Source organism: Sphingobacterium kitahiroshimense, assembly GCF_025961315.1.
In the GTDB taxonomy this organism is placed as follows: domain Bacteria; phylum Bacteroidota; class Bacteroidia; order Sphingobacteriales; family Sphingobacteriaceae; genus Sphingobacterium; species Sphingobacterium anhuiense.
In genome coordinates this window covers 1,579,871-1,602,653 of the sequence record NZ_JAOQNK010000001.1, presented here as the reverse complement: position 1 = coordinate 1,602,653, position 22,783 = coordinate 1,579,871, and the positions used below count along the sequence as shown (strand labels likewise).

Sequence of the window (22,783 nt, the reverse complement as noted above, 5' to 3'; positions counted from 1 at the left end):
CGTAAAGTCCTGCCCGAAAACTATAGTCGTCATTGTTAATAGGAATAGGAGTAATGTTAGTTTTCTCATATATCTTGTGATTTATCTTTACCAAACCACCAGTAGAAAATGCTCCCAATGAAATTGAAAAGAAACACAACTATTATCCATAGAATCTGCTTATTGCTAGACAGATTTTTATTTTTTAGAATGTGATAAACAGTATATAAAACAATAATAAAAGGAACGATGAAAATTGCTAAAAGCATTTCTGATGTTCCAAGGTTTAAGAAGGCTAATGTCATAATTTATTCGTTTTATTGATTAGGTTTTATTGTTAGCATTTATATATTCATACACTACATTATCAAGATAATTGTCATCAGTAACGTCTTCAAGAAGTGTAAAACCATTTCTTTGAACCAGTTTGCGTGATTTCAGATTATCCCGATGTGTTTTCGCTTCGATACGGTTTATATGTAAAGAAGCTGCATGCTTTAGTATCAATTTCAACGCACTATCCATTAATCCCTTTCCTTGAAACTCAGGTAACATTTCATAACCCAATTCAGCATACTGATTATCAAGATCTATACGCCACAGCGCAATTGTGCCTGCAAATTCATTTGTATCTTTTGTTCTGATAATGAAAAACTCGTCTATTCTCATTCTATCCTCCACGAAGATTTGAATTTCTTCAAGAGATTGGTCAAGACTTCTCATTAAAAATTTACCAACGTCTGGATCAGTCCTTAATTTATGGACATCTTTAATATCCATGATGTCCACATATTTCAGCAAAACATTATTCAATACCATCTGGTGGTTCATATCTTTAAATTTTGTCTCTAAACTCATCTTGTTTTGGCCGGCTTTCAGATCAAACAATCTCATTTTTCTTTTTGAAAGACTCGCTTTTTTGAATTCTGTCTACATTCTTTTTTAACCACTTTTCAATATATGGTTTCAATAAGGCAAACTTAAACTCATCTATTTTAAACTGCTTTATTGGGCTACCCCAAGCATTTTTTTTAATAAAATCAGATACGTATTCTAAATCTTGATTGCAATCATACAACTCAATTGTACCTTCTTCATGATTACCCTTTATTAATAGAAAATAAGTTCTTTCCCAACGACTAGATCGGCTGATAGTTTTGTCAGTGATCGACAAAATCGTATAAATTGGAAGATCTGGGCCGAAAATCCTGCCTCTTTTTCTTATGTGCGTTTCGATTTTAAGTAGGATATTTTTTTCTAAAAGAGGGACTGTAAAATTATCCGAAAGTTTTTTTACATCATTGAAGATTAATCTCTCGAAATCTGGTTTGAATTTCTTCAACTTAATCCAAAATATTTCATACTTCAGATGTTCTTTTTTCTTTTTTTCTCTTCTTGTTAAGTCTCTTTCAAAATTTACTTCATCAAACTCTAAAATTTTCTTTTCCAGTGAATTAATAAGGTCATCCATATCTGTATATTATTTTATTTTATCCCAAATTCTTTCTTGTTTTCTTTAAAAATTCACTCTCCGCTATTTTAAATATCTTCATAAATCACTTTATGATTTTTGTCATCTTGACAATCTATATCTGATGAAAATTTTTCTATTTTTTGTCAGATAAGAGCTTTTGTTTAGCATTTTCCAAAAAATTCTTATACCACAGTGGATCTACAGTTTTGATGGCATTTTCAATTGTTTCTAATGAAAAAGGGATAATCAATTTATACACTTTTGATTTGGATGGTATATCCTCATTGATATCTTTGAAATGATTCTTAATGCTTGTTTTACTTAGTTCAATTGATTTACCATTTAGTTGAGTGGGTAAATAAGTTCGAATGAATTTATTCGTTATTACATCATCAAGTTTATAGTATTGATTGATGATTAGTACCAAATAAGACGTTAGATTTAGTGTCTTCTGTTCTCTAATACCATTTCTACCTTTTGTTAATTCTTGTATTTTATTTGGTAGACTTTCGTACGTTGGAAATTCACCCTCGAGATTCAAGAAAGCTTTTAGAGATAAATTATATATATTCTTACAGACGTCTCTTAATGATTTTAAATCAATCTTTTGACTTTTACCAATCATTCTAGAATACTGCCCTGCTTTAAGTTTGGCATGCTCGTCTATTTCTTTTCTTTCAATCTTGAAATGATTTCTTAAGCTTTCAAGTAGCTCGATAATAAATACAACTTCATCAATTTTGTGCAAAACCATAATTTTATAAAATGCGAGTATTAAATATTTTTATTTTCGAATTATTGTTATTACCTTTGTTATAGTATAAGCGACTAATTTGATGGAGTTTAAATTTTCCATCTTTACGATGTCACTCATGAACGAAGCTGTCAATTTCCACATGAGTAGATCGTGAGCTCGCTATCTATTGGATTTTATTATCTTTGTGATATTAATTCAATAGAGCGAAGCTCATGTAAATCTTCTGTGGAACCACAATTTTGGTTGTGGCGGTTCTTGACAGCACCAGTTCAGAAGTTTTGAGTTTCGCTCTATTGGTATTTTACCAATTAAGCTTACTTTAAGCTTCTCGAGTCACATCGTTCACATAACCTTTAAAATTATGATAGAACGAATTGAAACCACCCACAGAACTACCAACGACATAATCAAGGATTATAGTCATCGGTTCGCCCATTTACAACTTTTAAAGAACGTATTTCGAGCGCCGCAATAGGCTCGTCAATAAAAAACATAAGCATAAATAGGATAGGGGAAGTTTGTTCCAAATCTTAAAGGCGCGTTTTAGTAAAAGTGTGGTTTGCTGACCATACATAATACTAAAAATGACGTTCTAATTAGGTTAAAACTAGCTTATTTCCATTTTATGATGGCTCATGTTACCGACTTTTATTTTATTAGTGCACAATTATATGCTCCAACAAAAAGAGGATCGGAGGCCTACTTTTCAACTTGATACTTTAAAAGTACAATCTTTCCTTTAGTAAAGCAAATGATGTTCGTTAATATTTTATCGTAATACATTAATATTATAAAAGTCGGTTTTGTTCTTTAATCCAAATTATGCAATAGCGGAGACTACAAATAACCAATTGACGAAGACAATATAATTGCATTTTCATTCTTTATTTTTTTAACCTGGTTTCCTTAATGCCCAAGTTATGTCCAATCGGGTAGGGATTAAGGGAGCCAATTTAAACACTAAAAAAATGCAAAAAACTTGCAAAGGGGACAGCTATGCGCTATCTCGAGAGGAAGAAATGTTTTCGTATTTGAGTGAAAAGTGTGTCCCCGTTATCAAAAAACGAACTATGATAACACTTTTACCAGAGCGATTTTTTAAGAAGCCTGAGTCATCATCTACTCAGATCTCCAAACAGTCGGCGATGAAATATCTGATGCGGGAAAGACCGCCTCAGCGCTATTATTCGTTGATGATACGATTGTTAGAGCCGTCGGATTCCTTTAGCTCAGTGGTTCGAAATGACAGTACCGATGTGCTTCGGATATCACTGATCAATATGGCCATTTATGAGATCTATCTATTTGCTTTGGGACTGCCCGCAAACTTTCCGACCGATCAGATACTGATACTCGGGGAGCATAGTGAACAGTTTTTACCAAAGTATAAAGGAGATCCTATATCCACTTACTGCTATGAACTGACTGTACCTGCTCGGACAGAACGGGAAGAATACTGCCAAAGGATATTGAACGATCTGAATGAGCACTTTGGGATCGATGCACGGGTCGAAAAACTGACTATTGTCAAAGACAGCAGAAAAGTACTGACCATTCGTGGCGAGTCTGTCGAATTGCTATGGGAGGAACAGCTCATGCTGATCATAAAAGCTAAAGCTGCAGTAGAAAAGAATCAAGAACTCATATTAGAAAAGAATTAAATAAAGTTTCACTACCTGTGGACGCCGATTCTTCCGAGGGATACATTGACGACCTGGTCAACCCTCGGCAAGAAACGGTGATAGGGGAAGCTTTATCCAAAAATTAACAACAATGAACACATATATAATATATATAAACAAGCTCTGGGGATATCTCCGGAAGCTATTAAAGCCACGAGGAGCAGACATACTGCTGATCAGTAAGGTGCTCTCAGTGTGCTTATTCATGACCTTTCATATGTTGAGTAGTGCTCAGACGCCCCGCAAGGACAGCGGGGCTGATGGGCCTAAGAATCATGTGTTGCGCGGTACGGTTGTATCTTCTATAGATAACAAACCATTAGATGGCGTGTCGGTCCGAGTCGAAGCCGAAAAAGCTAGAACCTCTACCAAGAAAGATGGAACTTTCAGCCTTTCGGTCGAGAATCTGAAAGGTTTGGTGAAATTCACTTATGTCGGCTACAAAAGTCAAGAAATCAATTATACCTCAGGAGTATCAATAATCGTTAAATTGATACCTGAGGATAATAAACTTGACGAAGTGGAGGTGGTGTCGACTGGATATCAGAAAATTCCTAAAGAGCGTGCAACGGGAAGTTTCGAGTTTGTTGATAATAAACTTTTCAATAGGAAGGTGTCGACAGATTTTGTGAGCAGGTTGGAAGATGTGGTGCCGAGTATATCTACAACCAAAATGAGAACTGACTCGAGAGGAAAATTGTTGAATCTAAATGTTAGGGGGCAGAGTTCAATGCGTTCTAATGTTTGGCCATTAATTGTTTTAGATGGTATGCCATATCAAGGTGATTTTAATAATATCAATCCAAATGATATTGAAAATATCACCGTGCTGAAAGATGCCGCAGCTTCGTCGATCTGGGGAGCGCAATCTGGGAATGGGGTGATTGTTATAACGACAAAAAAAGCTCAGTTTAATTCGTCAGCAAGACTCAGTTTTAATAGCAATTTTACGATCGTAGATAAACCTGATCTATTCTATCAGCCAGCCATGACGTCTAAAGATTATATAGAAGCTGAGCGCTATTTGTTTGATAAGGGAGCATACGATTATAAATTGGATGATATTTTTAATCGATTGTCTCCAGTTCTGCTTTTATTAAAAGATGCACGTAATAATGAAATATCCAGTACACAACTGGAACTTGAATTAGATAAATTAAAAGAGATTGATTCTAGAAAAGACTTCTCGAAGTATATCTATCGAAAAGCAGTTAAACAGCAGTATAGTGCTCAACTGACAGCTGGCTCGGCCAAGTTTTCAAATCTGTTTTCAGTGGGATTTGATAAAAATTTAAATCAAGTCGTTACCTCTTCCAATGAAAGACTTAATCTGAGGAATTATTTTCAGATGAAACCACTTAACAATCTATCTTTTGGTATTGATATGAGAGTTACAGAAGTTAAAAATAAAGAGTTTGGATATAGTAATTTGAATCAATATCAATTAATGTTCGGAGGTAACTATCCCTATGCCCGATTGGCTGATGAAAATGGAAATCCTGTTGAAGTTATTGGAAATGGACCACTTCCTGCATATCAGGATACGGCAGGTAATGGCCGGTTATTGAGTTGGAAGTATTTTCCGCTTGCGGAATTGGATCAGAGTTCGCAACAGATCAATACGAGAGAAAATATTATAAATTTTGACTCTAAATGGGAAATCATAAAAGGATTAAATCTTTATGGTTTGTTTTCGTATCGTAAATCAAACAGCGTAGATGAAACATTGCTAGGAGCTGAATCTTATTATATGAGGCAACTGATTAATTCTTATGCTGTTTACGATGATCAATCGATCAAATGGAACATACCTAACGGTGATAAAATGTCTATTTACAATAGTGAAAATACAGCACAGCAAGGAAGGTTACAAGTTAATTATGATATAAAATGGAAAGATAGGCACGAATTAAATGCAATAGCGGGCTACGAAATGAGGCAAAATATATCGAAGTCAAACAGCAGTATTTATTTTGGTTATAATAAAGATAGACTGATGTACAGCCCTGTAGATTATGTTTCTCAATTGCCATTAGCAAATGGGTATTTGGGTACATCACGAATATTTGCTGAAATGCCGTTATCTCATATCAATAATCGGTTTGTTTCCTATTTTACTAATGCATCCTATTCATTTGATGCTAAGTATATTTTAAGTGCGAGTGCACGGAAAGATGCATCCAATTTATTTGGTGTAAAATCCAATAACAGAGGTAAACCCTTTTGGTCTGTTGGCGCCTCTTGGGTGATGTCGAACGAATCATTTATTAAAGATTATGATGGTATTGCTTATCTGAAACTTCGTGCTACGTATGGTCACAATGGAAATATCAACAATAATACTGCGGCCTATCCCATCATGTCTTTGCAGAATCAAGTACATCCGATAACAAATCTGCCTTATGCGCGGATACAGTCTCCGCCAAATCCAACTTTAAGATGGGAAACTGTTGGTATGCTTAACTTCGGTTTGGATTTTGCAACAAAAGATCATCGGATTTCAGGATCAATTGAATATTATAGAAAAACTCCTCGCGACCTTATATCTTCTACAAGAATTGATCCTACATCCGGTTTTACTTCTTTATCTGTTAATAGTGCTAATCTTTTGGGAACCGGAGTAGACCTATCGTTACAAAGTAAGAATGTGATAAGTAGAAATTTTGCATGGTTAAGTAATGTTGTATTTTCCTATAATCGTACTAAAGTAACCAAGTCCTATTTAAGTAACACAAGGGCCAACAATTATATTGCAGGTGCCGGCTCCATTATACAATCTCCGGTAGAGGGTGGGGACCTTTTTGGACAGTATGCATTTAAATGGGCTGGTCTTGACCCTGAAACTGGAAAGCCACAAGGATATGTTGATGGTGCTGTGTCGAAGGACTATGCTGCTATTTATAACGGAACACAGATAGCTGATGCAGACAATATGGGTTCTTTAGTTCCACTGTATTTTGGCGCATTACGCAACACCTTCACATTTAAAAATTGGGAAGCTTCTTTTAATATCAGTTTTCAGCTTGGCCATGTTTTTATGCGGCATTCTTTCAATGATTACATGTTCTGGGAATATGAAACAGGCCATAAGGATTATGCTCGAAGATGGCAAAAACCTGGCGATGAAAAATGGACAGATGTTCCTGCTTTTAATTATCCGGTCGATTATAATGCTTCGATGTTCTACAATTATTCATCTGCATTGGTGGAGAAAGCAGATCAGATCAAATTGCGTGATTTTCAATTATCTTATCGGTTCACTTCTTCTAAACTAATAAAAAACCCACAGGTTTATTGTTATGCTCAAAACTTAGGGACGATATGGAGAGCGAATAAATTTGGTATTGATCCAGAATATGGAATAAGCAGCCCAGATGCATTAGCCGTTTCATTAGGTTTAAAATTTTCACTTTAATCTCCTCTTATCATGAAAAAAATAATATTGAATATAGGACTGGCTTTGTTATTTATATCCTGCTCTGATTTTTTAGATCTGAAACCCGATAAGAAAATGGTAGTACCGGAGTTATTAGAAGACTGTGAGCTGCTGTTAAATGATTATTCTACTATGAATTCAGGATTTCCATCTTTAGGAGAAGTGGCATCTGATAATTATTATTTGACTACTGCGAGCTGGCAGGCAATCTCTACACTGGATGAGCGAAATACATATGTATGGAATGATGCTGTGATGAATACAGCTACTTCATGGCAAACAACTTACAAAGTTATTTATCAGAGTAATCAAGTTTTGGAAACATTGTCCGGCATAAATATAGACATGGGCGAGCGATTGAAATATAACGAATTGAAGGGTGCTGCATATTTTTTTAGAGGATTCGCATTTCACCAGCTACTTGGTATCTATACATTACCTTATGAACAGGGAAAGGCATCCTCTACCTTAGGAATTCCTTTAAGGTTAAAGCCTGATTTGGACAATGCGGTACAACGTGCTTCTTTAAAAGATAGCTATCAACAGGTGTTGTCAGATTATCAGTCGGCAATAAATCTTCTACCTCCAAAAGGTTTATTGAAGGGGAGACCTTATAAGGAAGCGGCCTTCGGCGGGATGGCCAGGATTTATCTGGAAATGAACGAATATGAAAAAGCATATCGATATGCTGATTCGGCTTTGCAGCTGAATTCGGAACTATTGGATTACAATTCTTTAAACAGTGCTGTTGCATTGCCTGTCCAGCGGTTTAACCGAGAAGTTTTATTTCAAGCTATTACTGGTAATAGCAGTGTTTTAGTGCAGGGAGCCGCTAAAATTGATTCTGTTTTATACCGATCATACGATCAGAATGATTTAAGGAAAAAGATTCTATTTAAACCCAATACAGGAACAAGTGTAGGAACTTACGCCTTTAAAGGATCTTACAATAATACTGCGGCTGGACTTTTTGTTGGGTTGACGACTGCTGAAATGTACCTGATCCGAGCTGAAGCTGCGGTGAGAACTGGGAAAGTGACTCAGGCGCTGCTGGATTTAAACTTTCTTCTGAAAAATCGCTGGACTAAAGATCTTTATGTAGATTTTAATGCTACAGACGAGACTGTGATTTTACAGAAGATTTTGATGGAAAGAAGGAAGGAATTGGTGTTCAGGGGGATTCGATGGTCTGATTTAAAGCGATTGAATACTGAAGGAAAATTTCCAACTACTTTGAAGAGAGTAATAGATGGTCAAGAATACGAATTGGAGCCCGGTAGTCTAAAATACGCGTTGCTGATTCCGCAGGATGTCATAGAATTAGGAAAGTTGGAACAAAATAAAAGATAAAAATGAAATATTATATAATAGCACTTTTATTGTCTTTTACAGCATTGGCTGAAGGACAAGTTAAACAAGGATCATTGCAAGTTGGGAGTCAATTTCCAGTTATGGAGCCAATTAAGTTGTTAAGTGGGGGAGTACTGGATTTACAATCCTCACAGTCTAAAGTAATCATCTTAGAGTTTTTTGATACCTATTGCACTTCTTGTATTGCAAGTATGCCAAAGTTGAAAGCTTTGCAAAAAAGTATGGATGGCAAAATCGAAATTTATATGCTTACCTACCAAGATAAAAATACGATTGAAAACTTCTATAAAAAGAACAAGTTCCTGCAGGAGAAGAAAGCGATACTCCCCACGATAGTTGCAGATACGGTTTTACATCAGATGTTTCCGCATCAATCTGTACCACATTCGGTTTGGATTTATAAGGGGCTTGTGCAGGCAATTACACATGCTGACTATGTCAAAGAGAAGTATCTTACCGATCTATTGCTGAAGGGAAAAATAGATGTGCCTGTAAAAGATGATTTTAAGCAATTGCCAACTTTTAATAGGGAGTCGGCTATTACTAATAGCGATAAATCCATTTTGGGTACTGTGATTTTGTCAGGTTATGATTCGACTTTGACTCAGGTAAGTGGCTTAAATATAAATAAAGATTCCGTAGGAAACGTAAGTGTATACTTTAATAATATGGACATTTTTGGTGCTTATACATCCCTTTGGACAAAGATTAAAAAACCAACTTATTTGTTACTACCACAACGTATTGTTTGGAATGTACGGGATTCAAGCCGTTATTTTTATGATGAAATGTCTTCTAAAAGTTATCAAGAATGGATTAGAGAAAATGGTATATCATATAAACGAACTCAGTTCGGTCAACAAAGTGAAGCTGGCTGGGCTGAATTGATTCTACATGATTTAAATACGATGTTAGGCTTACAGGTACAATGGACTAATAAAGAAAGGCTTTGTTTGGTATTAAAGCGAAAGAATAAGAGAATCACTAGGATTGTTAGGCAAGGAGATAAAATTAAAAAAGTGGAAAGTACTTCAGGATTGATGTTCGTACTTGACTTTAGTGGCCAGTATCCTCCCGCTATAGATGAAGTTGAAGAGAAAATTAATTTAGAACTATCTACATATAAAAATTTGGATGAATTGAATACAATTTTGGATAGTTATGGATTAGAATTGGTTTTAGAGAATCGGTCTATTGAAGTGTTAGAATTCAAAGAAATAATTAACTAGGTTATATACAGAAAGGGCCAGTGTGAGCTGGCCCTTTGATTCTTAAAAGATTTAGATCTCTTTTAAGATTTTAATTGCACAGTTGCAGAGGAACTTCTATTGTGTAAAGCCGATATCATATCATCTTTTAGAGAATCAGTGATATCTGGATTTCCACTGCCATCTGGATCCGCCTGAATAGCACAAATTTTATTTGTACCAGTCGGACATGATGGTGTACCTGTACCTAGATCCGTATAATTATTAGGATCTGTAGGGTTTCCTGCAACATTTAATTGAAACCAATTCATATGGATATCATTTAAAATATTATCATAATTTAGTTAATTGATCACAATACGTTATCAGCGTATTGGCCCCCTGCAGTTGCCAAATGGGAACTGCTTTTTTTGGCTTTAGGACTCCTTATTCGACCAAAAACTTTTTCCCCGTACCATTTTCTGGGGAATAAGGTATATCTACGTCCATGTGCATCACGCACCGGACCTGCGCAACAGCAGCTCCCCAGTAAAGACCTGCGATTTACCGCAATCTGTCCAGCAGTCCTGCAGCTCATAGCTGTAGACCCGTAGCTCATCATAGAGCTAGCAAAGCGTCTTCCTTTTGGCTGCCTTCCAGATTGTCCTGTACTATTTGTCTGTTGTCGCTTCATGTTTAAAAATCTAGTTTATAATTTAAGATGCTTTGGGTGAACTTTGGTTCTGCTTGTATCATGTAGGTATCGCTCTCGTTGGCGTCCACCCGTTGCATCTTTTATTTTGATCAATCTGCTAACCACCAATGGGAGAGGAGACATCCGTAATTATTGTACCGATCAATTAAAGTAAAGTTAGGGGCAGAAGGGGTGGTTTGAATCTTTAAAATTCGAGATATGCAACATGAAATTATGAGATTTGCATCATTAAATTTGATGAAATAAATCTTTGAATTTCTCGCAAGTCATGAATTGATAATCCTTAACGTGAGTCTATTTTGCTATTCAGATTGATGAAATGGGTGGTTGACCAATCTGAATAGCGCTATTAATTGAGTACCGTTTAAATGTTAATATTGCTATAGTATGCAGCGGTCATTCCTAAAAAGGAACTTTTATCATTGACACTACAGTATTTGTAGGCTTCGGGATAATCCTCTTTAAATTTCAAGATCCGTTCCCTGGCTGTGAGGTGAATGAGTTTACCTCGGTAACTGCGTCTTATCAATACCTCGCCAAATAAATGTTCGAGATGTTTGAGAAATATAGGGTGTTTTTCTAAGACTTTAGACAGGTTACTGTTCCTGATCAAAATCACCGTCGAGTCGACATCTGCTTCAAATTGGCTATGATCCATCTTTTCGATATGATAGATCAATTGGTTGGTGCTGATAAAATCCACGACATCCTCGCGTGCTTCAGATTCATTTTCAATACGCTTGATGATCATACCGTCCAAGATAAAATGCAGATCAAATTGCTCCGCAGTGAGGTATCTATTTTTCTTGATTTTTTTAATTTCCAACACGGTTTTAAGTTCCTTCCACAACTGTGGTGGGATCGGGTAATTTTGACTCATAAATTCAAAAAAATGCTGCTCATGATCAGATATATTCATAATGGCTTTAATGGTTTTAAAGGGCTTAAACTTTTAAATATATAAAGATTGCGTCCGGGTATTGAAAATAATCGCACACAGGCATTTTTTTGGTATCAATCTCGCTTTTTTTGGTATGAGCGGCTTCAGGGATAAGCTTTTGGCGTTCAATCTCCTTTATTGCCTATGTAGGGTTTTATTTGGTTTAGTCTCAATTTCATACCCATTTTTGACATGTGAATTCACAATAAACATTGTCTTTCCGCTATGGCCAGGGGAAGACTATTTTAAAAATTTAAACGACTAATATTATGAAATTGAAAAATATAGAAATCAGAGATGTGCGTCAGATGAATGGGTTGACATGCATGGAATGGACAGAATTATCAGCTATGCTAAGCAAAGATAAAGATGATGAGATGGAGTTAAAATGTCCAATCTTATTTTAAGAAACGATAACACTTGCGCTTTGCCTCAGTTCTGAGGCAAAGTGCTTAAATAAAACCGTTATGAACAATACACTGAATACTTGGGGTTTTGCATTATTCTCTTCGCATCTGCATCATTTTATACCGGATATAGCTTGGGAACAGCATATTGTTATTTTTCAGGAATGGCAGCACTATCACAGCCCAAAAAATAAACTTCTTGATTTACAAAGTATGCGTCTATCTGATCAGATCGATTGGTATGGATTGCCGGCTGGCATTTTGGTACTTTTCCATTTGGGCGATCACTTGTTCTGGCCACAGAAATTGGCAGATGAGGGTATTGCATTTGATCTTGTGATGGATCGGGCTGTATGGGAGAAAAACACAGCTGTTCTGACAGCTTTGCAAAGAAAATGCACCGTAAATGGAGCGAAATGCTGTTATTTTTTTAGTGATGATCCAATGCTCATCTTTAAAGTCAAATCAAGTTTGAAGCAACGCCGTCACGTGTTGATATTTGCCGATGGTACCAGCGCTGCTTCTGCGGTTGACAAACGTGTTGAAGTTGATTTTCTTGCTGGGAAACTAGCCGTGAAGCCAGGCATTTCTGTAATCAGCTATCTGCTCAAATGCCCGATTTATGCCTTGCATTCTCATATGATAGAAGATGTATTGATACTGGATCTTATGCATATTTCTCTTCCTGATTCTTCAATGTCGAGGGAAAGCTATGTGCTAAAAACAATGGTGAGTTTGTTTGCTGGTTTAGCCGCAGTGATGCAACAGCAACCTTATCGTTGGGAATGTTGGGGGTATCTGCACAGGAATGGCATGTGGAATCCTAATCAGTTATATATAAACAAAGATGAAAAGGTACTTACTCATTTCGTGAAATTGCCTATTCATAATGGCTGGGCATTCTTTGATCGTGTAAATTATATGCTGTATCATTAATATTATTTTCCAAATTGATTTTTAGGAAATATTTATTAAATTGCTTGTTAATCAAAGACCGAAGAACCTAATGAAATTTGTACTCCCTAAATGGATAAGCCTTACTTTAATTTTTATCGGAATAACTTTCTTTTTTACTACGTTGAACTGGTCGGTGAAATTGAAAGATATTCAAGAGAGTAAGTTTATGATTATTGGTTTGCTGTATACGTGTTATGGATTTGGATTTTACCGGATATTTGATGGTCTTTTCCAAGCAGACCACTGGAATAAAAAGAGACCTTTTTTGTGGGCTTGGCTGAAGCTTATGCTATCTATCCCTATAGTGGTATATGGATTGGTTTATAGCTTGCTGCCGCAGTTCGGAATTTATTTTGATAGCGGTAAATATCCTTTTTCTTTCATTCAATTTTTATTCCGGTTACTGTTTTCCTCGATTTTAGTCAATATAGTGCCATTTGCGATAGTCGGTGTCAAAGTTTTTTTTAAATATCTAGCTTCGAACCTCAGGGAAAACAAGATGCAAAATAAAATGGAGCGCTATGCACTTCAATTGGAATCAAGACATATTGCGCCTCATTTTGTTAAAAACTTTGTGGCTTTGAGCTATCAGCAGAATCTGACGAAAGATCCTAAATTGATGGAGGCTTATTATCTGGAATTTACTAGTTTGATGGGTTATATGCTGGATTCTGATAACCTCAATGACGGGGTTTCGGCGGAGGATGAATGTGATATGTTCTTATCCTTTACGAAATTAATCTGTTTGGTGTACGGAGATCAAGCAGTTCAATTTAATAAACCGTTGCAGAGTTGGGAAGGACGCTTACCAGCTGGTTTATTGCTTTTGCCGGTAGAGAACGCACTCAAATATGGCATATGGAGAAAAGGATACTGTGGTCTACATGTAGACTGGGAGCAGGTTCGAAGTCATTTGATCATGACATTTACAAATCAATATGATGCTGTGAAAAGATCCAGCATACAATCGCTTGGTACTGGGTTTTCTTTGATGAAACATAAAATAGAGGCGGATGACTGGCCTATATCCATCAGCTATCGGGATCAGGAAGGCATGTTTATTTTTCAGATAACTGTACTGAACAGATGAAACAGGATTTATATCTGGTGCTGCTGGTAGACGATCTGCCAGATGCTGTGCGGGTATTGCGCGATCGGCTCAAAGCGTTTGATTTTTTAAATGTTTTGCCTATCCAGTCGGATCCATTTGAAGCTAGATCTTTTATCACGCAGAATAAGGTCGATATTCTTTTTTTAGATATGGATATGCCGGGAATGGACGGGTTTACTTTGATTCAATCATTACCCGATCCACCGGTAGTGGTGATCTGTTCAGGACATAACAGTTATGCGTATGAATCATACGATATGCAGGCCGTAGGGTATGTGGATAAGATGGTTGGCCATGAGAAATTGGTAAGAACTTTAAATCTTGCAGTCGCAGAGGTAGATAAGCGTGCCGCTACACGCGTCCGAAAATCAACCACGATATCCTTACGCTGTATGGAAACAAAAGTGATGAAGATCATTGATAAAGCACATATTTATTTAGCTGAAATTAACGGGAAGGAATTGACCGTTTATTTGAAAGGTGCGGATAATCATATTGAAAAGTTGCAATCCAATATTACGTTAACAGAACTGTACAACCAGTTGCCGTTGCAAGATTTTATGAGAATAGGAAGAAGCTATGTCATCCATCGTAAGGCCATTGAGGGCTATACGCATACGAAAATTGTAATTAAAGATCTCAAGATGAAGATCCCTGTTTCAGCGTTGGATTACCAGGAACTGCTATCTTTTATAAATCAAGCGGAATAGATTGATCAAATTTGTTTAGAAACAGTCCTCTCCAGCTGTTTCTATTTAAAATTTATTAGAGCAGTAGCTTTCTAATTTCTTCTTCCGGTAATCCGGTATAGTCCGCAAATATACTGATGCTGACATACTGGTTTGCTTTCAGTCCGTAGCAATCGCGTATAGACTGGAAGATTTTGTAGGTGTGTTTTTCTGTACGTCCTAATATAACCGCCGCTTCTTTGGGGTATATGCATAAACGATCGTTATTTTTCATGTTATCCTAGTTTTTAGAGGGATGAGCTTTTGATTATCAGATCATCTGGATTGTTCGTGATTGTTATTCCGGCAGACAAACATATCCTATCAAACCACCTGTTAAGCAGGTATAAAGTGTGGATTAAGCACGCATAAAGTTTATTTTGCTATAAACAGTATGTATGCAGGCGAAGTGCGTGGTAAGTGCGTAGTAAGTGCATGAAACATACTGTTTTTAAACTGTATCTACGCTCTATATATGCTTATGCCATGCCTTATCACTAAGTAACGTTCAAGTTTACAGCATACTTTATTCCTTAAGCTTTACAGATTAGGTTTAATTCCTCTCCAGAAAATGATGTTATTGGTTATTCATTTACTAAGATAAGTTTTTCTGTATAATATAGTTTTATTTGCATTCCGCTACATTTTTGTCAATTTAGCGAACCAATTCAGTATCATTATTCCGCATTTTCCCCTTTTTATACGCTTTTGTTTCTGGTGCTTTTGTACTGATGATCATCTCAGCAGTGTCAAAACAATAATGTCATGGCAAGAGTAGAAAGTTTAATCAAATTAAAAGGAACGATCGGGGATCTTTCCTTTTACAAATCAAATAGTGTGGGTTATCAGGCACGTATGAAAACCGGTGTATCGGGCGACCGTATTGCCAATGATCCAGCATTTGCACGTACTCGTGAGAACGGCAGTGAATTTGGCAGAGCACAGCAGGAAGGCAAAAAGCTACGCGATGTGCTGTTTGAAAATGCGGACAACAAATTTAGCTCCAGGCTGGCGAGCCGGATGTTAAAAGTCATCCAGATGGATCCGGTCAGTGTCCGCGGGGAACGCGTGCTAGTACCGCAGAACATGGTGCTGCTGAATGTTTTTCTTATTCAGGTGAAATGGCAGGGTATGAGGGTTTAGGATATGCAGTGTAAATTCAAAATATTTAGTATAATCGGCAGGTTTTATATAATCGTCTACTGCAATATTTTCAATATTGATTTTTGTCCATAAACCTTTGTCATTTAAATTTGGAGGTAAAACAGAAATTAGTACCAAACCTTCTTGTTCTGGCAATATAATATTGAAAAGTTCAACTGTACTCGCAACACGATATAATGAATCCATCTTTAAAGTGTACCTTTCTACATTATAGGAGTGTTTCAGACTATCTAATAGGAGGTATTTCTTCTTTCCATACGATGAATGTCCTATTGCACAAATAAAACATACAACTATTGTAATTTTCTTTATGATAATTTGACTATAATTCATCCCTTTTGTTGCTTCCATTTTTTAGATTTTTCTATCGCGTAAAAGCAAAATAAATCATATAGAACCAGCTTAGGATATCATTTAAAATGGCCCATAGGGTTCGCCTGAGCAATGGCTTGGATTTTTAAAATCTTATACCGCGCATATTCATATCCCATTTATCTTTATCAAAACGATTTCCCAAAATATTTTTAAGATATTCGCTAAATTCTGAAAATGACTTTTGCTCAGTTCTGTTTATTACTGTTTCACCTCTTATCGATGGGTTTTCATTCAGATCTATTTTCGTAGCAAAGATATTGATATGGTCTTGTGGGAGGGAAATGCCTAGAATCATTCCAGGCAGACCCCAAAATAAAGAAGGTCCTGAGCGAACGTTAATATCAGGGCAGTAAAAAGCCACAACGTATATCGAATCCATAAAAAGGCCATTAGCGCGACGGCATTCATAGCCCATTATGTCCATTCTTTCGTTTGTATATTTCCATTTGATGTTTTTAGATTTTTCAGCTAAAAAGAAATTCTCTTCACCGAATTGTTTTTTCATGAAGGTCGAATCAGTTTCATTATCACGTAGTACTGCTGAAGTAGGAATGCCAATTAATAGGTCAATAAAGTCCTGTGATTCTTCTTTGTTTACTAGTCCGTAGAAAGTGTGATTTTGATCAAATTCCATCTGATAGGTCCTTATAAGAAAACGATTGTCTTGAAGAGACAATATATAATCACGATATCTAGTCGAACTTGCCTGAGCTCCCAAAAGCTTTTTGGCCCGTTCAAATCTGTTGATTTTGAATTCATATTCGATTTTCCCTTGATCTGCCATGTGGTTATATTGCGCCTTCGAATCGATTGATATCATTATCAGTAAAACAAAAAAAATAAAGTATCGTATCATTTATTCCCCCATTCTGTTTAAGTCCCATTTAAAGGATAATAAGAAATACCTGTTAATTGTCGAATATTTACTTTCGATAAATCCCGTGTTGCCATATACTCTCTGCAGTCCCAAATTCTGATTAAGAAGATCATTCACAGAGAGTTCTGCTGTGAAAATATTTTCCTTCCCGAAGTTTTTAATCAGCGATATGTCCCATAGTAATTGGTTCAAAGTTGTACCAAGTAATTTGTTCTGCGGTTTATAAACATAATTGAAGCGTTGCTCCAATCGGAAGTTCAGTGGAAAACTTATATTGAGGTCTCCATTTCCTTGAAAACCAATTCCTTCAAAGTTAAGGTCTTCATTTTGCGAATAGTTCAGATTTTCAAAAATAGGTCCTGTTCCTAAGTTAAATTGAATTCCTGCACGTTCTTTAAACGTTAAAGTTGGGGTAAATTTGACGGATAGATTACTTAATCTGTTTTCTGTTTTATCCACATAACTATAACTCATACTTTTCTTTCCTTCAAGCTGTAACCATAGATAGTCTTTTTTATTGCTCACTTCCTTCCCGTATGATGAGTTAAACGTATAGTCATAAGTTGACTTCTCGATGTTTATAGGTTTAATGGTATTACGGTCCTCACTAGTTAGAATGGAATAACCGATATCATTATATTTCAGTTTATATTCAAACGAAGCGTTGATTGCTCTTAACTTTTGGAGCTTGAAGTTATGGTAATTTAAAGAAAAACTATTAATAGACCTAGGCTCCAATTCTGTATTACCCGTGTATATATTTAGCAGATCACTGGCGTCTCCGAAAGGCTGGACAAGATAAGAAGTCGGGGAAATATTGGTTTTACTATAGTGACCTTCTATAGTATGGTTTTGACTGAATTTATATTCCAGATCTGCTGTAGGTTGTAAAAAAAGGAAGTTCTTACGGGTTATATTACCTTTAGCTATATCTTTCAGATTGGATCTCTCCAATGATAGAGCAGTTCCAAATTCTGTTGTGAAACCTTTTATGGTCCTCCGATATACAGATTTGAACCTTTTGACCATATAGTTGTATTTAAAGTCGCCTTCTAATATATGAGAATAGAGCGCTTCCTGACTCTCTATATTTGACCTACTACCGCTAATATGGCTCTTGCTCTCGACGCTGCTAATAAGAGCACCCTCGAAAACCGGTTCACTATAGCTAAGACTAAAATCTAAATTATTTTCATGCTTATCACCTTCTGTCTTAAGTTCCGAAACCGTCGACTGTTTTTGGGTATTATTAGTTATTTTAATATAGGTATCCTTGGAGGCAGTTGTAAGACTAGGCTGAAAACCTATAGCTATTTTTCTACCCTCTTTTTTGAGCTTTGTGGACCAATTAACATTTAGGTTGGTTTGAAAAATATCTTCTTTTGAATCATTGCCTTGTTCTATATTTTTGATCACACCCGCCTCGCCAATATACTTCATTAGAGACTTTTTTTGATCAATTTCTAAAGCCCGTTCATGTCCAGCATTGAGAGAAACATAAAGCTTTGAACTTCCTTTATTCTCAAAATTGAGGACAAAATTTTGCTCATGTGACGTTCTTTTGAAGTCCATTGTACTTGTGTTTTCCCTTGGTTGGTCTTTGACATCAATGACCTGATATACTTCCTTATCCCCCTTTACGGTCATACCTTTGACACTTACATTAGTGTTTAGTTTATACTTTTCCCAATCGTTAGAATAAACCATTCCACTGCTATAAACTTTCGGTCTTCCTTCTCCTGTGAATTTACCTGTATTCCCGTCAAAATCACTACCCAAGCTACCTCCACCACTTGTCATGCTTTTATAACCGATGCCTAATTTTCCCGTGTTGCTCATGACGCCATATCCGAATATCTTTTCCTTACCGTTAAACCTGTTCAACATAAACATATTGTTATAATATCTATTCAGATAACCCAATTGAGCCATTCCGAATACGCCTCTTTTCTTGTCTTCTTTAAGTTTTATATCGATCGTTTTCATTTTGTTATTGTCCTTGATTCCGGTAATTTTTTCGTTTTTACTAGCATCGTCGTAAACTTGAATTTTATCGACCATATCGGAACGAAGGTTTTTCGTAACTAATGTGGGATCATTTCCGAAGAAAGGCTCTCCATCTACCAAAACTCTTTCAATAACCTTCCCATGTGAGAAAATCTGTCCTCCTTTGGTAATTTGCATTCCGGGCAACTGATTTATAACATCTTCCACTCGGGAATTTGGTGCAAGTTTAAGGCTGCTAATATTGTATTCCAAGGTGTCACCTTTGATATTCATAAGGCCTTTTGCAGTAATTGTGACTTCCTCTAGAAAAATAGAGTTCAACGGAAGTTTGATAGCATCTAGTTCCTTTCCCTGGAATAGTTCATCTACACGTAATGGAACAGCCACATCCGTATGTTTAGGATATACGAATACAAGTAAATACGTTCCCTTTTCTAATGGGGCGGGTAAGGAAAATTTACCTTTCTCGTCTGTCCGTCCAAAGGAATGAAAGATAGAATCTTTTTGATGGATAATATTGACAATAGCTCCATTTAATGAAATACCTTCTTCTGTACTTACCTTTCCTGTTATCATTTGTGCATTTGTCTTTCCCATTATAGAAATGAAGACAAAAAGAGCAATTGATTTTATAAAAGTATTAGCTTTCGCCATAAGTTTGAATTATTATTGGATATTGAAAGGAATATGCCGGAGAGACCTGACAATAAAGAGAGATTATTCTTATAATCGAAAATAAGGTTCTTATCCTGATTAAAGATGTTAATAATATCATCTTTAATATCTTCTGATATTTTAATAAACCTCTTGTTAAGTCTTTTTCAATGCTTTCTTTATCAAAGTCTAAAAGACTTTTTTCTAGTGATTTAATAAGGTCTTCCATATCAGTCTAATATTTTATTTTATCCCAAATTCTTTCTCGTTTTCTTAAATTTGTAATCCTCCTGCAGAGATTAATGCCTAAATTCTGTCAGCTCTACTGTTAATAAACGTTCCCCCAGACGATAAACTTTCCAGTCACCAACGAAATTCCATGTTTGTGTAAGTAACAGCTTTTAGGGTCAAATAATGTTGTTATTCGATTTGTAATTTTCAGTCTTAAGAATTCTGTCCAAATTGCGATCTAACCACTTTTCAATATGAGGTTTCAATAAAGTAAACTTATAATCCTCGATCAGAAACTGCTCTAATGGGTTATCGAGTACATTGTTCTCAAAAAAAATAGATATATATTCTAAGTCCTGATTACAATCATAAAGTGAAATCGTATTTTTTACATGATCACCTTTTAATAAAATAAAGGCTTGTTTATTCCACCTATCACTCACACATAGTGATCGGTCACTAAGTGAGATCAATGCGTAAGTATAAAACTTTAAATCAAAATATTTGCGACCAATACTTCTATGCGATTCGTGTCTAAGTACGATATTTCTTTGCATGAGAGGGTCTTTCAAAGCACTATAGAGTTTCTTGAAGTCAGTACAGACTAATCGTTCGAACTCTTTTTGAAATTTTTTGAAATTACTCCAATAGTTATCATTTTCTATTTTTTCTTTTTCTTTTTTAGCTTTTATAATAAGGTCTCTTTCAATACTTTCTTGATCAAATGCCACAAGCTTTTGCTCAAAGGATTTAATTAAATCATTCATATCTATTTATCCATTTTTTTTATTTTATACTTTTTAAGAATGCCTTAAAGCGAGCATTCAATTTTCTGCACATTGTGGAGAAAATGTTTTATATCCAAGTTTATGTGCTTTTAAACTATTCTGATCTGTTTTCGCTTCGATACGATTTAATATCAATTTCAATGCGTTAGTCACCAAACTTTCCCCCTGAAACGGGGTAAATATTTTCTAGCCCAGCTCAGCATATTCATTATCAATGACTGATGTGATTATGTTTTGATGTCCGCTAATAGAAATATTTTCCACTAAGATTTATTTTCGGCTCAGCAAATGGTAAATTGATGTTATGTGCTTTCATATAGGGTAGGAGCTCGGCTTTAAATTTCGTTAGCGCTTCTTCAGCAGATGCTGCAAAGCAATAATAGGTGAAATCCGGCTCTTGTTCTGTCGGATCACCGTCGACATCTAAATAGTTCATATTCTGAGAAAATATATGGTCAGAGGTTTTATCGACCTGTATCTGGTAGAAATCATCTTTACAGTACGCAGCTAAAAAGTAATAATTAAGTTTATTAAGAATCTGATTTTCATAGGGGTCCAAATCAAATTCACATATTTCTCTAGTGGTGTTCACTGTATTTGGGAATAGCTGATTAATGTGGTTCTCTGCCTTTTCATACGTTGAAAATACAGCCTCCAAATTAGTAACATACGCTATGCTTTTATCATTTGTCATAACTGCATATATTTTTGTTGCTTTCATAATCATAACTTTTTAGCTTTTCACAATATCTCCGTTATTATCTTGTATTAAAAAAGGCTTGCCTTTTTCAGTGGATCGCTCCACGGGAACTTCGTCTTTGTATAATGTTTGCTTACCTGTCCAAAATGAAACTTCTATCTCAAAATTGGAATCAGGTAAAGCTGGTAGTGTAAATTGATGTTTCATTTAATGTTATTATTGATTTTCTAACTTCCTTTTAGCCTTTCCTATTAAGCTTTCGTCCATAGGTTTGTGAATCAGGTAGAGAGGATCATTAACATCTTCACCTTTCTTATTCTTAAATTTTCTTGATCTCCTTAATTTCTTGATAGGTTATTATCAGCTTCTTACCATTCCTGAATGGTTGTATGTTACCGACTTTTATTTTATTAGTGCACAGTTGTATATGCTCCAAGAAAAAGAGGATCGGAGGCCTACTTTTCTAATTGCCACTTTAAAAGTACAATCTTTTCTTTATTAAAGCAAATAATTTTCGTTAATATTTTATCATAATACTTTAATATCATAAAAATCGGTTTTGTTCTTCAAATGGTTATGCAATAGCGGAGACCATTACATAATCATTCGACGAAGACTATTTGATCACATCTTCTTTCTTTATTTTTTTTACCTGGTTTCCTGAATGCTTAAGTTATGTCCAATCGGATAGGGTATAAGGGAAGCAATTTTAAACCTTAGAAAAATGCAAAAAACTTGCAAAGGGGACAGCTATGTGCTATCCCGAGAGGAAGAAATGTTTTCGTATTTGAGTGAAACTCGAGTCGACGTTATCAAAAAACCAATTATGATCACACTTTTACCCGAACGATTATTTAAAAAGCTCGATCTAGATTCCGTTGATGGATCTACGCAGATGGGTATGCGGTATGTAACGCGAGAAAGACCTTTTGAACGATACTATATGTCTGCTGAAGACATTACTTCCATGTTGACTTTTGGAAAAGGGATATCGGATAAAAATATTAAAGCTTTATGGGAACGCAGGAATACCCTTGTGCATGATGGCTGGGATAGCTGGATTCCGATAAGGAAATAACGTTTTAATATTAGACTCTTTTATTGAAAGAAACAGTCCTCTCCAGCTGTTTCTGTTTAAAACTTATTAAAGCAGTAGTTTTGTAATTTCTTGTTCTAGCAATACTATACTTGCAAATATCTTGGTGTAGCAACTTTGAGCCGGACAGAAATATTCTCCTAAATT

At 35.7% G+C, this 22,783-nt stretch carries 24 protein-coding genes; 10 read left to right on the top strand and 14 right to left on the bottom strand.

All coding sequences use genetic code 11. From position 1 onward, the window contains the following. Positions 1–65: 65 nt before the first annotated feature. From M2265_RS26970 to M2265_RS07300, 4 genes are all read right to left on the bottom strand, one after another. Positions 66–248 (bottom strand): PLDc N-terminal domain-containing protein, encoded by a 183-nt coding sequence (locus tag M2265_RS26970; protein WP_413716344.1) that lies wholly within the window; start codon positions 246–248, stop codon positions 66–68. Between the two features lie 55 nt (positions 249–303). Further along, positions 304–837 carry a GNAT family N-acetyltransferase gene (locus M2265_RS07310; protein WP_165905933.1) on the bottom strand — a complete coding sequence of 178 codons (534 nt, stop codon included), beginning with the start codon at positions 835–837 and terminating at the stop codon, positions 304–306. Positions 838–859: 22 nt separating this feature from the next. After that, positions 860–1,450 carry a hypothetical protein gene (locus M2265_RS07305; RefSeq protein WP_132771236.1) on the bottom strand — a complete coding sequence of 197 codons (591 nt, stop codon included), beginning with the start codon at positions 1,448–1,450 and terminating at the stop codon, positions 860–862. A gap of 136 nt (positions 1,451–1,586) precedes the next feature. Then, complete coding sequence (locus M2265_RS07300) at positions 1,587–2,207, bottom strand: hypothetical protein (RefSeq protein WP_132771237.1); 621 nt, start codon at positions 2,205–2,207, stop codon at positions 1,587–1,589. Between the two features lie 971 nt (positions 2,208–3,178). Between M2265_RS07300 and M2265_RS07295 the strand changes: the two genes are divergently transcribed. The 4 genes from M2265_RS07295 to M2265_RS07280 all read left to right on the top strand — a co-directional run bounded on the left by M2265_RS07295 (position 3,179) and on the right by M2265_RS07280 (position 9,928). Beyond that, the gene (locus M2265_RS07295; protein ID WP_132771238.1) at positions 3,179–3,871 is read left to right on the top strand and encodes a hypothetical protein; all 693 of its coding nucleotides are present in this window, start codon (positions 3,179–3,181) and stop codon (positions 3,869–3,871) included. A 112-nt stretch (positions 3,872–3,983) separates the two neighbouring features. Further along, entirely contained in the window at positions 3,984–7,307 is a 3,324-nt protein-coding gene (locus M2265_RS07290) for a SusC/RagA family TonB-linked outer membrane protein (protein ID WP_132771239.1), read from the top strand. A 12-nt stretch (positions 7,308–7,319) separates the two neighbouring features. Further along, positions 7,320–8,678: a RagB/SusD family nutrient uptake outer membrane protein gene (locus M2265_RS07285; RefSeq protein ID WP_132771240.1), complete on the top strand. Its 1,359-nt coding sequence runs from the start codon at positions 7,320–7,322 to the stop codon at positions 8,676–8,678. A 2-nt stretch (positions 8,679–8,680) separates the two neighbouring features. Next, complete coding sequence (locus tag M2265_RS07280) at positions 8,681–9,928, top strand: TlpA family protein disulfide reductase (protein ID WP_132771241.1); 1,248 nt, start codon at positions 8,681–8,683, stop codon at positions 9,926–9,928. Positions 9,929–9,990: 62 nt separating this feature from the next. Here M2265_RS07280 and M2265_RS07275 read toward each other — a convergent pair whose 3' ends face one another. From M2265_RS07275 to M2265_RS07265, 3 genes are all read right to left on the bottom strand, one after another. Next, positions 9,991–10,218, bottom strand: a complete 228-nt coding sequence (locus M2265_RS07275; protein WP_132771242.1) for a hypothetical protein — start codon at positions 10,216–10,218, stop codon at positions 9,991–9,993. Between the two features lie 41 nt (positions 10,219–10,259). Continuing rightward, on the bottom strand, positions 10,260–10,580 hold the full coding sequence (locus M2265_RS07270; protein WP_132771243.1) for a hypothetical protein: 321 nt from the start codon (positions 10,578–10,580) through the stop codon (positions 10,260–10,262). Between the two features lie 385 nt (positions 10,581–10,965). Beyond that, positions 10,966–11,520 carry a hypothetical protein gene (locus M2265_RS07265; RefSeq protein ID WP_132771244.1) on the bottom strand — a complete coding sequence of 185 codons (555 nt, stop codon included), beginning with the start codon at positions 11,518–11,520 and terminating at the stop codon, positions 10,966–10,968. A gap of 290 nt (positions 11,521–11,810) precedes the next feature. On the opposite strand from M2265_RS07265, the gene M2265_RS07260 reads away from it, so the two are divergent. From M2265_RS07260 to M2265_RS07245, 4 genes are all read left to right on the top strand, one after another. After that, positions 11,811–11,948: a hypothetical protein gene (locus tag M2265_RS07260; protein ID WP_021190927.1), complete on the top strand. Its 138-nt coding sequence runs from the start codon at positions 11,811–11,813 to the stop codon at positions 11,946–11,948. Positions 11,949–12,008: 60 nt separating this feature from the next. Further along, the gene (locus tag M2265_RS07255; RefSeq protein ID WP_132771245.1) at positions 12,009–12,884 is read left to right on the top strand and encodes a hypothetical protein; all 876 of its coding nucleotides are present in this window, start codon (positions 12,009–12,011) and stop codon (positions 12,882–12,884) included. A gap of 70 nt (positions 12,885–12,954) precedes the next feature. Then, positions 12,955–13,995, top strand: a complete 1,041-nt coding sequence (locus tag M2265_RS07250) for a hypothetical protein (protein ID WP_132771246.1) — start codon at positions 12,955–12,957, stop codon at positions 13,993–13,995. Next, complete coding sequence (locus M2265_RS07245) at positions 13,992–14,726, top strand: LytR/AlgR family response regulator transcription factor (RefSeq protein ID WP_132771247.1); 735 nt, start codon at positions 13,992–13,994, stop codon at positions 14,724–14,726. Before M2265_RS07250 ends, M2265_RS07245 begins: the two co-directional genes overlap by 4 nt. 55 nt (positions 14,727–14,781) lie before the next feature. Here the strand turns inward: M2265_RS07245 and M2265_RS07240 are convergent, their stop codons facing one another. Next, entirely contained in the window at positions 14,782–14,979 is a 198-nt protein-coding gene (locus M2265_RS07240; RefSeq protein ID WP_132771248.1) for a hypothetical protein, read from the bottom strand. Positions 14,980–15,509: 530 nt separating this feature from the next. Between M2265_RS07240 and M2265_RS07235 the strand changes: the two genes are divergently transcribed. Then, the gene (locus M2265_RS07235; protein ID WP_132771249.1) at positions 15,510–15,887 is read left to right on the top strand and encodes a hypothetical protein; all 378 of its coding nucleotides are present in this window, start codon (positions 15,510–15,512) and stop codon (positions 15,885–15,887) included. Here M2265_RS07235 and M2265_RS07230 read toward each other — a convergent pair. The 6 genes from M2265_RS07230 to M2265_RS07205 form a co-directional block, all read right to left on the bottom strand. Beyond that, positions 15,816–16,259, bottom strand: coding sequence for a hypothetical protein (locus tag M2265_RS07230; protein ID WP_132771250.1), 444 nt, complete (start codon positions 16,257–16,259; stop codon positions 15,816–15,818). The genes M2265_RS07235 and M2265_RS07230 overlap by 72 nt on opposite strands. A 106-nt stretch (positions 16,260–16,365) precedes the next feature. Further along, complete coding sequence (locus tag M2265_RS07225; RefSeq protein ID WP_132771251.1) at positions 16,366–17,139, bottom strand: GLPGLI family protein; 774 nt, start codon at positions 17,137–17,139, stop codon at positions 16,366–16,368. Beyond that, entirely contained in the window at positions 17,140–19,821 is a 2,682-nt protein-coding gene (locus M2265_RS07220) for a TonB-dependent receptor (RefSeq protein WP_132771252.1), read from the bottom strand. It lies immediately after the preceding gene. A 407-nt stretch (positions 19,822–20,228) separates the two neighbouring features. Beyond that, positions 20,229–20,819, bottom strand: a complete 591-nt coding sequence (locus M2265_RS07215) for a hypothetical protein (RefSeq protein ID WP_132771253.1) — start codon at positions 20,817–20,819, stop codon at positions 20,229–20,231. 265 nt (positions 20,820–21,084) lie between these two features. Then, on the bottom strand, positions 21,085–21,561 hold the full coding sequence (locus tag M2265_RS07210; RefSeq protein WP_132771254.1) for a hypothetical protein: 477 nt from the start codon (positions 21,559–21,561) through the stop codon (positions 21,085–21,087). Between the two features lie 12 nt (positions 21,562–21,573). Further along, entirely contained in the window at positions 21,574–21,747 is a 174-nt protein-coding gene (locus tag M2265_RS07205) for a hypothetical protein (protein WP_165905935.1), read from the bottom strand. A 517-nt stretch (positions 21,748–22,264) separates the two neighbouring features. Between M2265_RS07205 and M2265_RS07200 the strand changes: the two genes are divergently transcribed. Continuing rightward, on the top strand, positions 22,265–22,618 hold the full coding sequence (locus M2265_RS07200; RefSeq protein ID WP_132771255.1) for a hypothetical protein: 354 nt from the start codon (positions 22,265–22,267) through the stop codon (positions 22,616–22,618). Positions 22,619–22,783 lie beyond the last annotated feature (165 nt).

Excerpts from the sequence above, each read along its gene's own strand:
- M2265_RS26970 (WP_413716344.1), bottom strand. The coding sequence starts at position 248 with ATGCTTTTAGCAATTTTCATCGTTCCTTTTATTATTGTTTTATATACT.
- M2265_RS07310 (WP_165905933.1), bottom strand. The coding sequence starts at position 837 with ATGAGTTTAGAGACAAAATTTAAAGATATGAACCACCAGATGGTATTG.
- M2265_RS07305 (WP_132771236.1), bottom strand. The coding sequence starts at position 1,450 with ATGGATGACCTTATTAATTCACTGGAAAAGAAAATTTTAGAGTTTGAT.
- M2265_RS07300 (WP_132771237.1), bottom strand. The coding sequence starts at position 2,207 with ATGGTTTTGCACAAAATTGATGAAGTTGTATTTATTATCGAGCTACTT.
- M2265_RS07295 (WP_132771238.1), top strand. The coding sequence starts at position 3,179 with ATGCAAAAAACTTGCAAAGGGGACAGCTATGCGCTATCTCGAGAGGAA.
- M2265_RS07290 (WP_132771239.1), top strand. The coding sequence starts at position 3,984 with ATGAACACATATATAATATATATAAACAAGCTCTGGGGATATCTCCGG.
- M2265_RS07285 (WP_132771240.1), top strand. The coding sequence starts at position 7,320 with ATGAAAAAAATAATATTGAATATAGGACTGGCTTTGTTATTTATATCC.
- M2265_RS07280 (WP_132771241.1), top strand. The coding sequence starts at position 8,681 with ATGAAATATTATATAATAGCACTTTTATTGTCTTTTACAGCATTGGCT.
- M2265_RS07275 (WP_132771242.1), bottom strand. The coding sequence starts at position 10,218 with ATGAATTGGTTTCAATTAAATGTTGCAGGAAACCCTACAGATCCTAAT.
- M2265_RS07270 (WP_132771243.1), bottom strand. The coding sequence starts at position 10,580 with ATGAAGCGACAACAGACAAATAGTACAGGACAATCTGGAAGGCAGCCA.
- M2265_RS07265 (WP_132771244.1), bottom strand. The coding sequence starts at position 11,520 with ATGAATATATCTGATCATGAGCAGCATTTTTTTGAATTTATGAGTCAA.
- M2265_RS07260 (WP_021190927.1), top strand. The coding sequence starts at position 11,811 with ATGAAATTGAAAAATATAGAAATCAGAGATGTGCGTCAGATGAATGGG.
- M2265_RS07255 (WP_132771245.1), top strand. The coding sequence starts at position 12,009 with ATGAACAATACACTGAATACTTGGGGTTTTGCATTATTCTCTTCGCAT.
- M2265_RS07250 (WP_132771246.1), top strand. The coding sequence starts at position 12,955 with ATGAAATTTGTACTCCCTAAATGGATAAGCCTTACTTTAATTTTTATC.
- M2265_RS07245 (WP_132771247.1), top strand. The coding sequence starts at position 13,992 with ATGAAACAGGATTTATATCTGGTGCTGCTGGTAGACGATCTGCCAGAT.
- M2265_RS07240 (WP_132771248.1), bottom strand. The coding sequence starts at position 14,979 with ATGAAAAATAACGATCGTTTATGCATATACCCCAAAGAAGCGGCGGTT.
- M2265_RS07235 (WP_132771249.1), top strand. The coding sequence starts at position 15,510 with ATGGCAAGAGTAGAAAGTTTAATCAAATTAAAAGGAACGATCGGGGAT.
- M2265_RS07230 (WP_132771250.1), bottom strand. The coding sequence starts at position 16,259 with ATGGAAGCAACAAAAGGGATGAATTATAGTCAAATTATCATAAAGAAA.
- M2265_RS07225 (WP_132771251.1), bottom strand. The coding sequence starts at position 17,139 with ATGATACGATACTTTATTTTTTTTGTTTTACTGATAATGATATCAATC.
- M2265_RS07220 (WP_132771252.1), bottom strand. The coding sequence starts at position 19,821 with ATGGCGAAAGCTAATACTTTTATAAAATCAATTGCTCTTTTTGTCTTC.
- M2265_RS07215 (WP_132771253.1), bottom strand. The coding sequence starts at position 20,819 with ATGAATGATTTAATTAAATCCTTTGAGCAAAAGCTTGTGGCATTTGAT.
- M2265_RS07210 (WP_132771254.1), bottom strand. The coding sequence starts at position 21,561 with ATGAAAGCAACAAAAATATATGCAGTTATGACAAATGATAAAAGCATA.
- M2265_RS07205 (WP_165905935.1), bottom strand. The coding sequence starts at position 21,747 with ATGAAACATCAATTTACACTACCAGCTTTACCTGATTCCAATTTTGAG.
- M2265_RS07200 (WP_132771255.1), top strand. The coding sequence starts at position 22,265 with ATGCAAAAAACTTGCAAAGGGGACAGCTATGTGCTATCCCGAGAGGAA.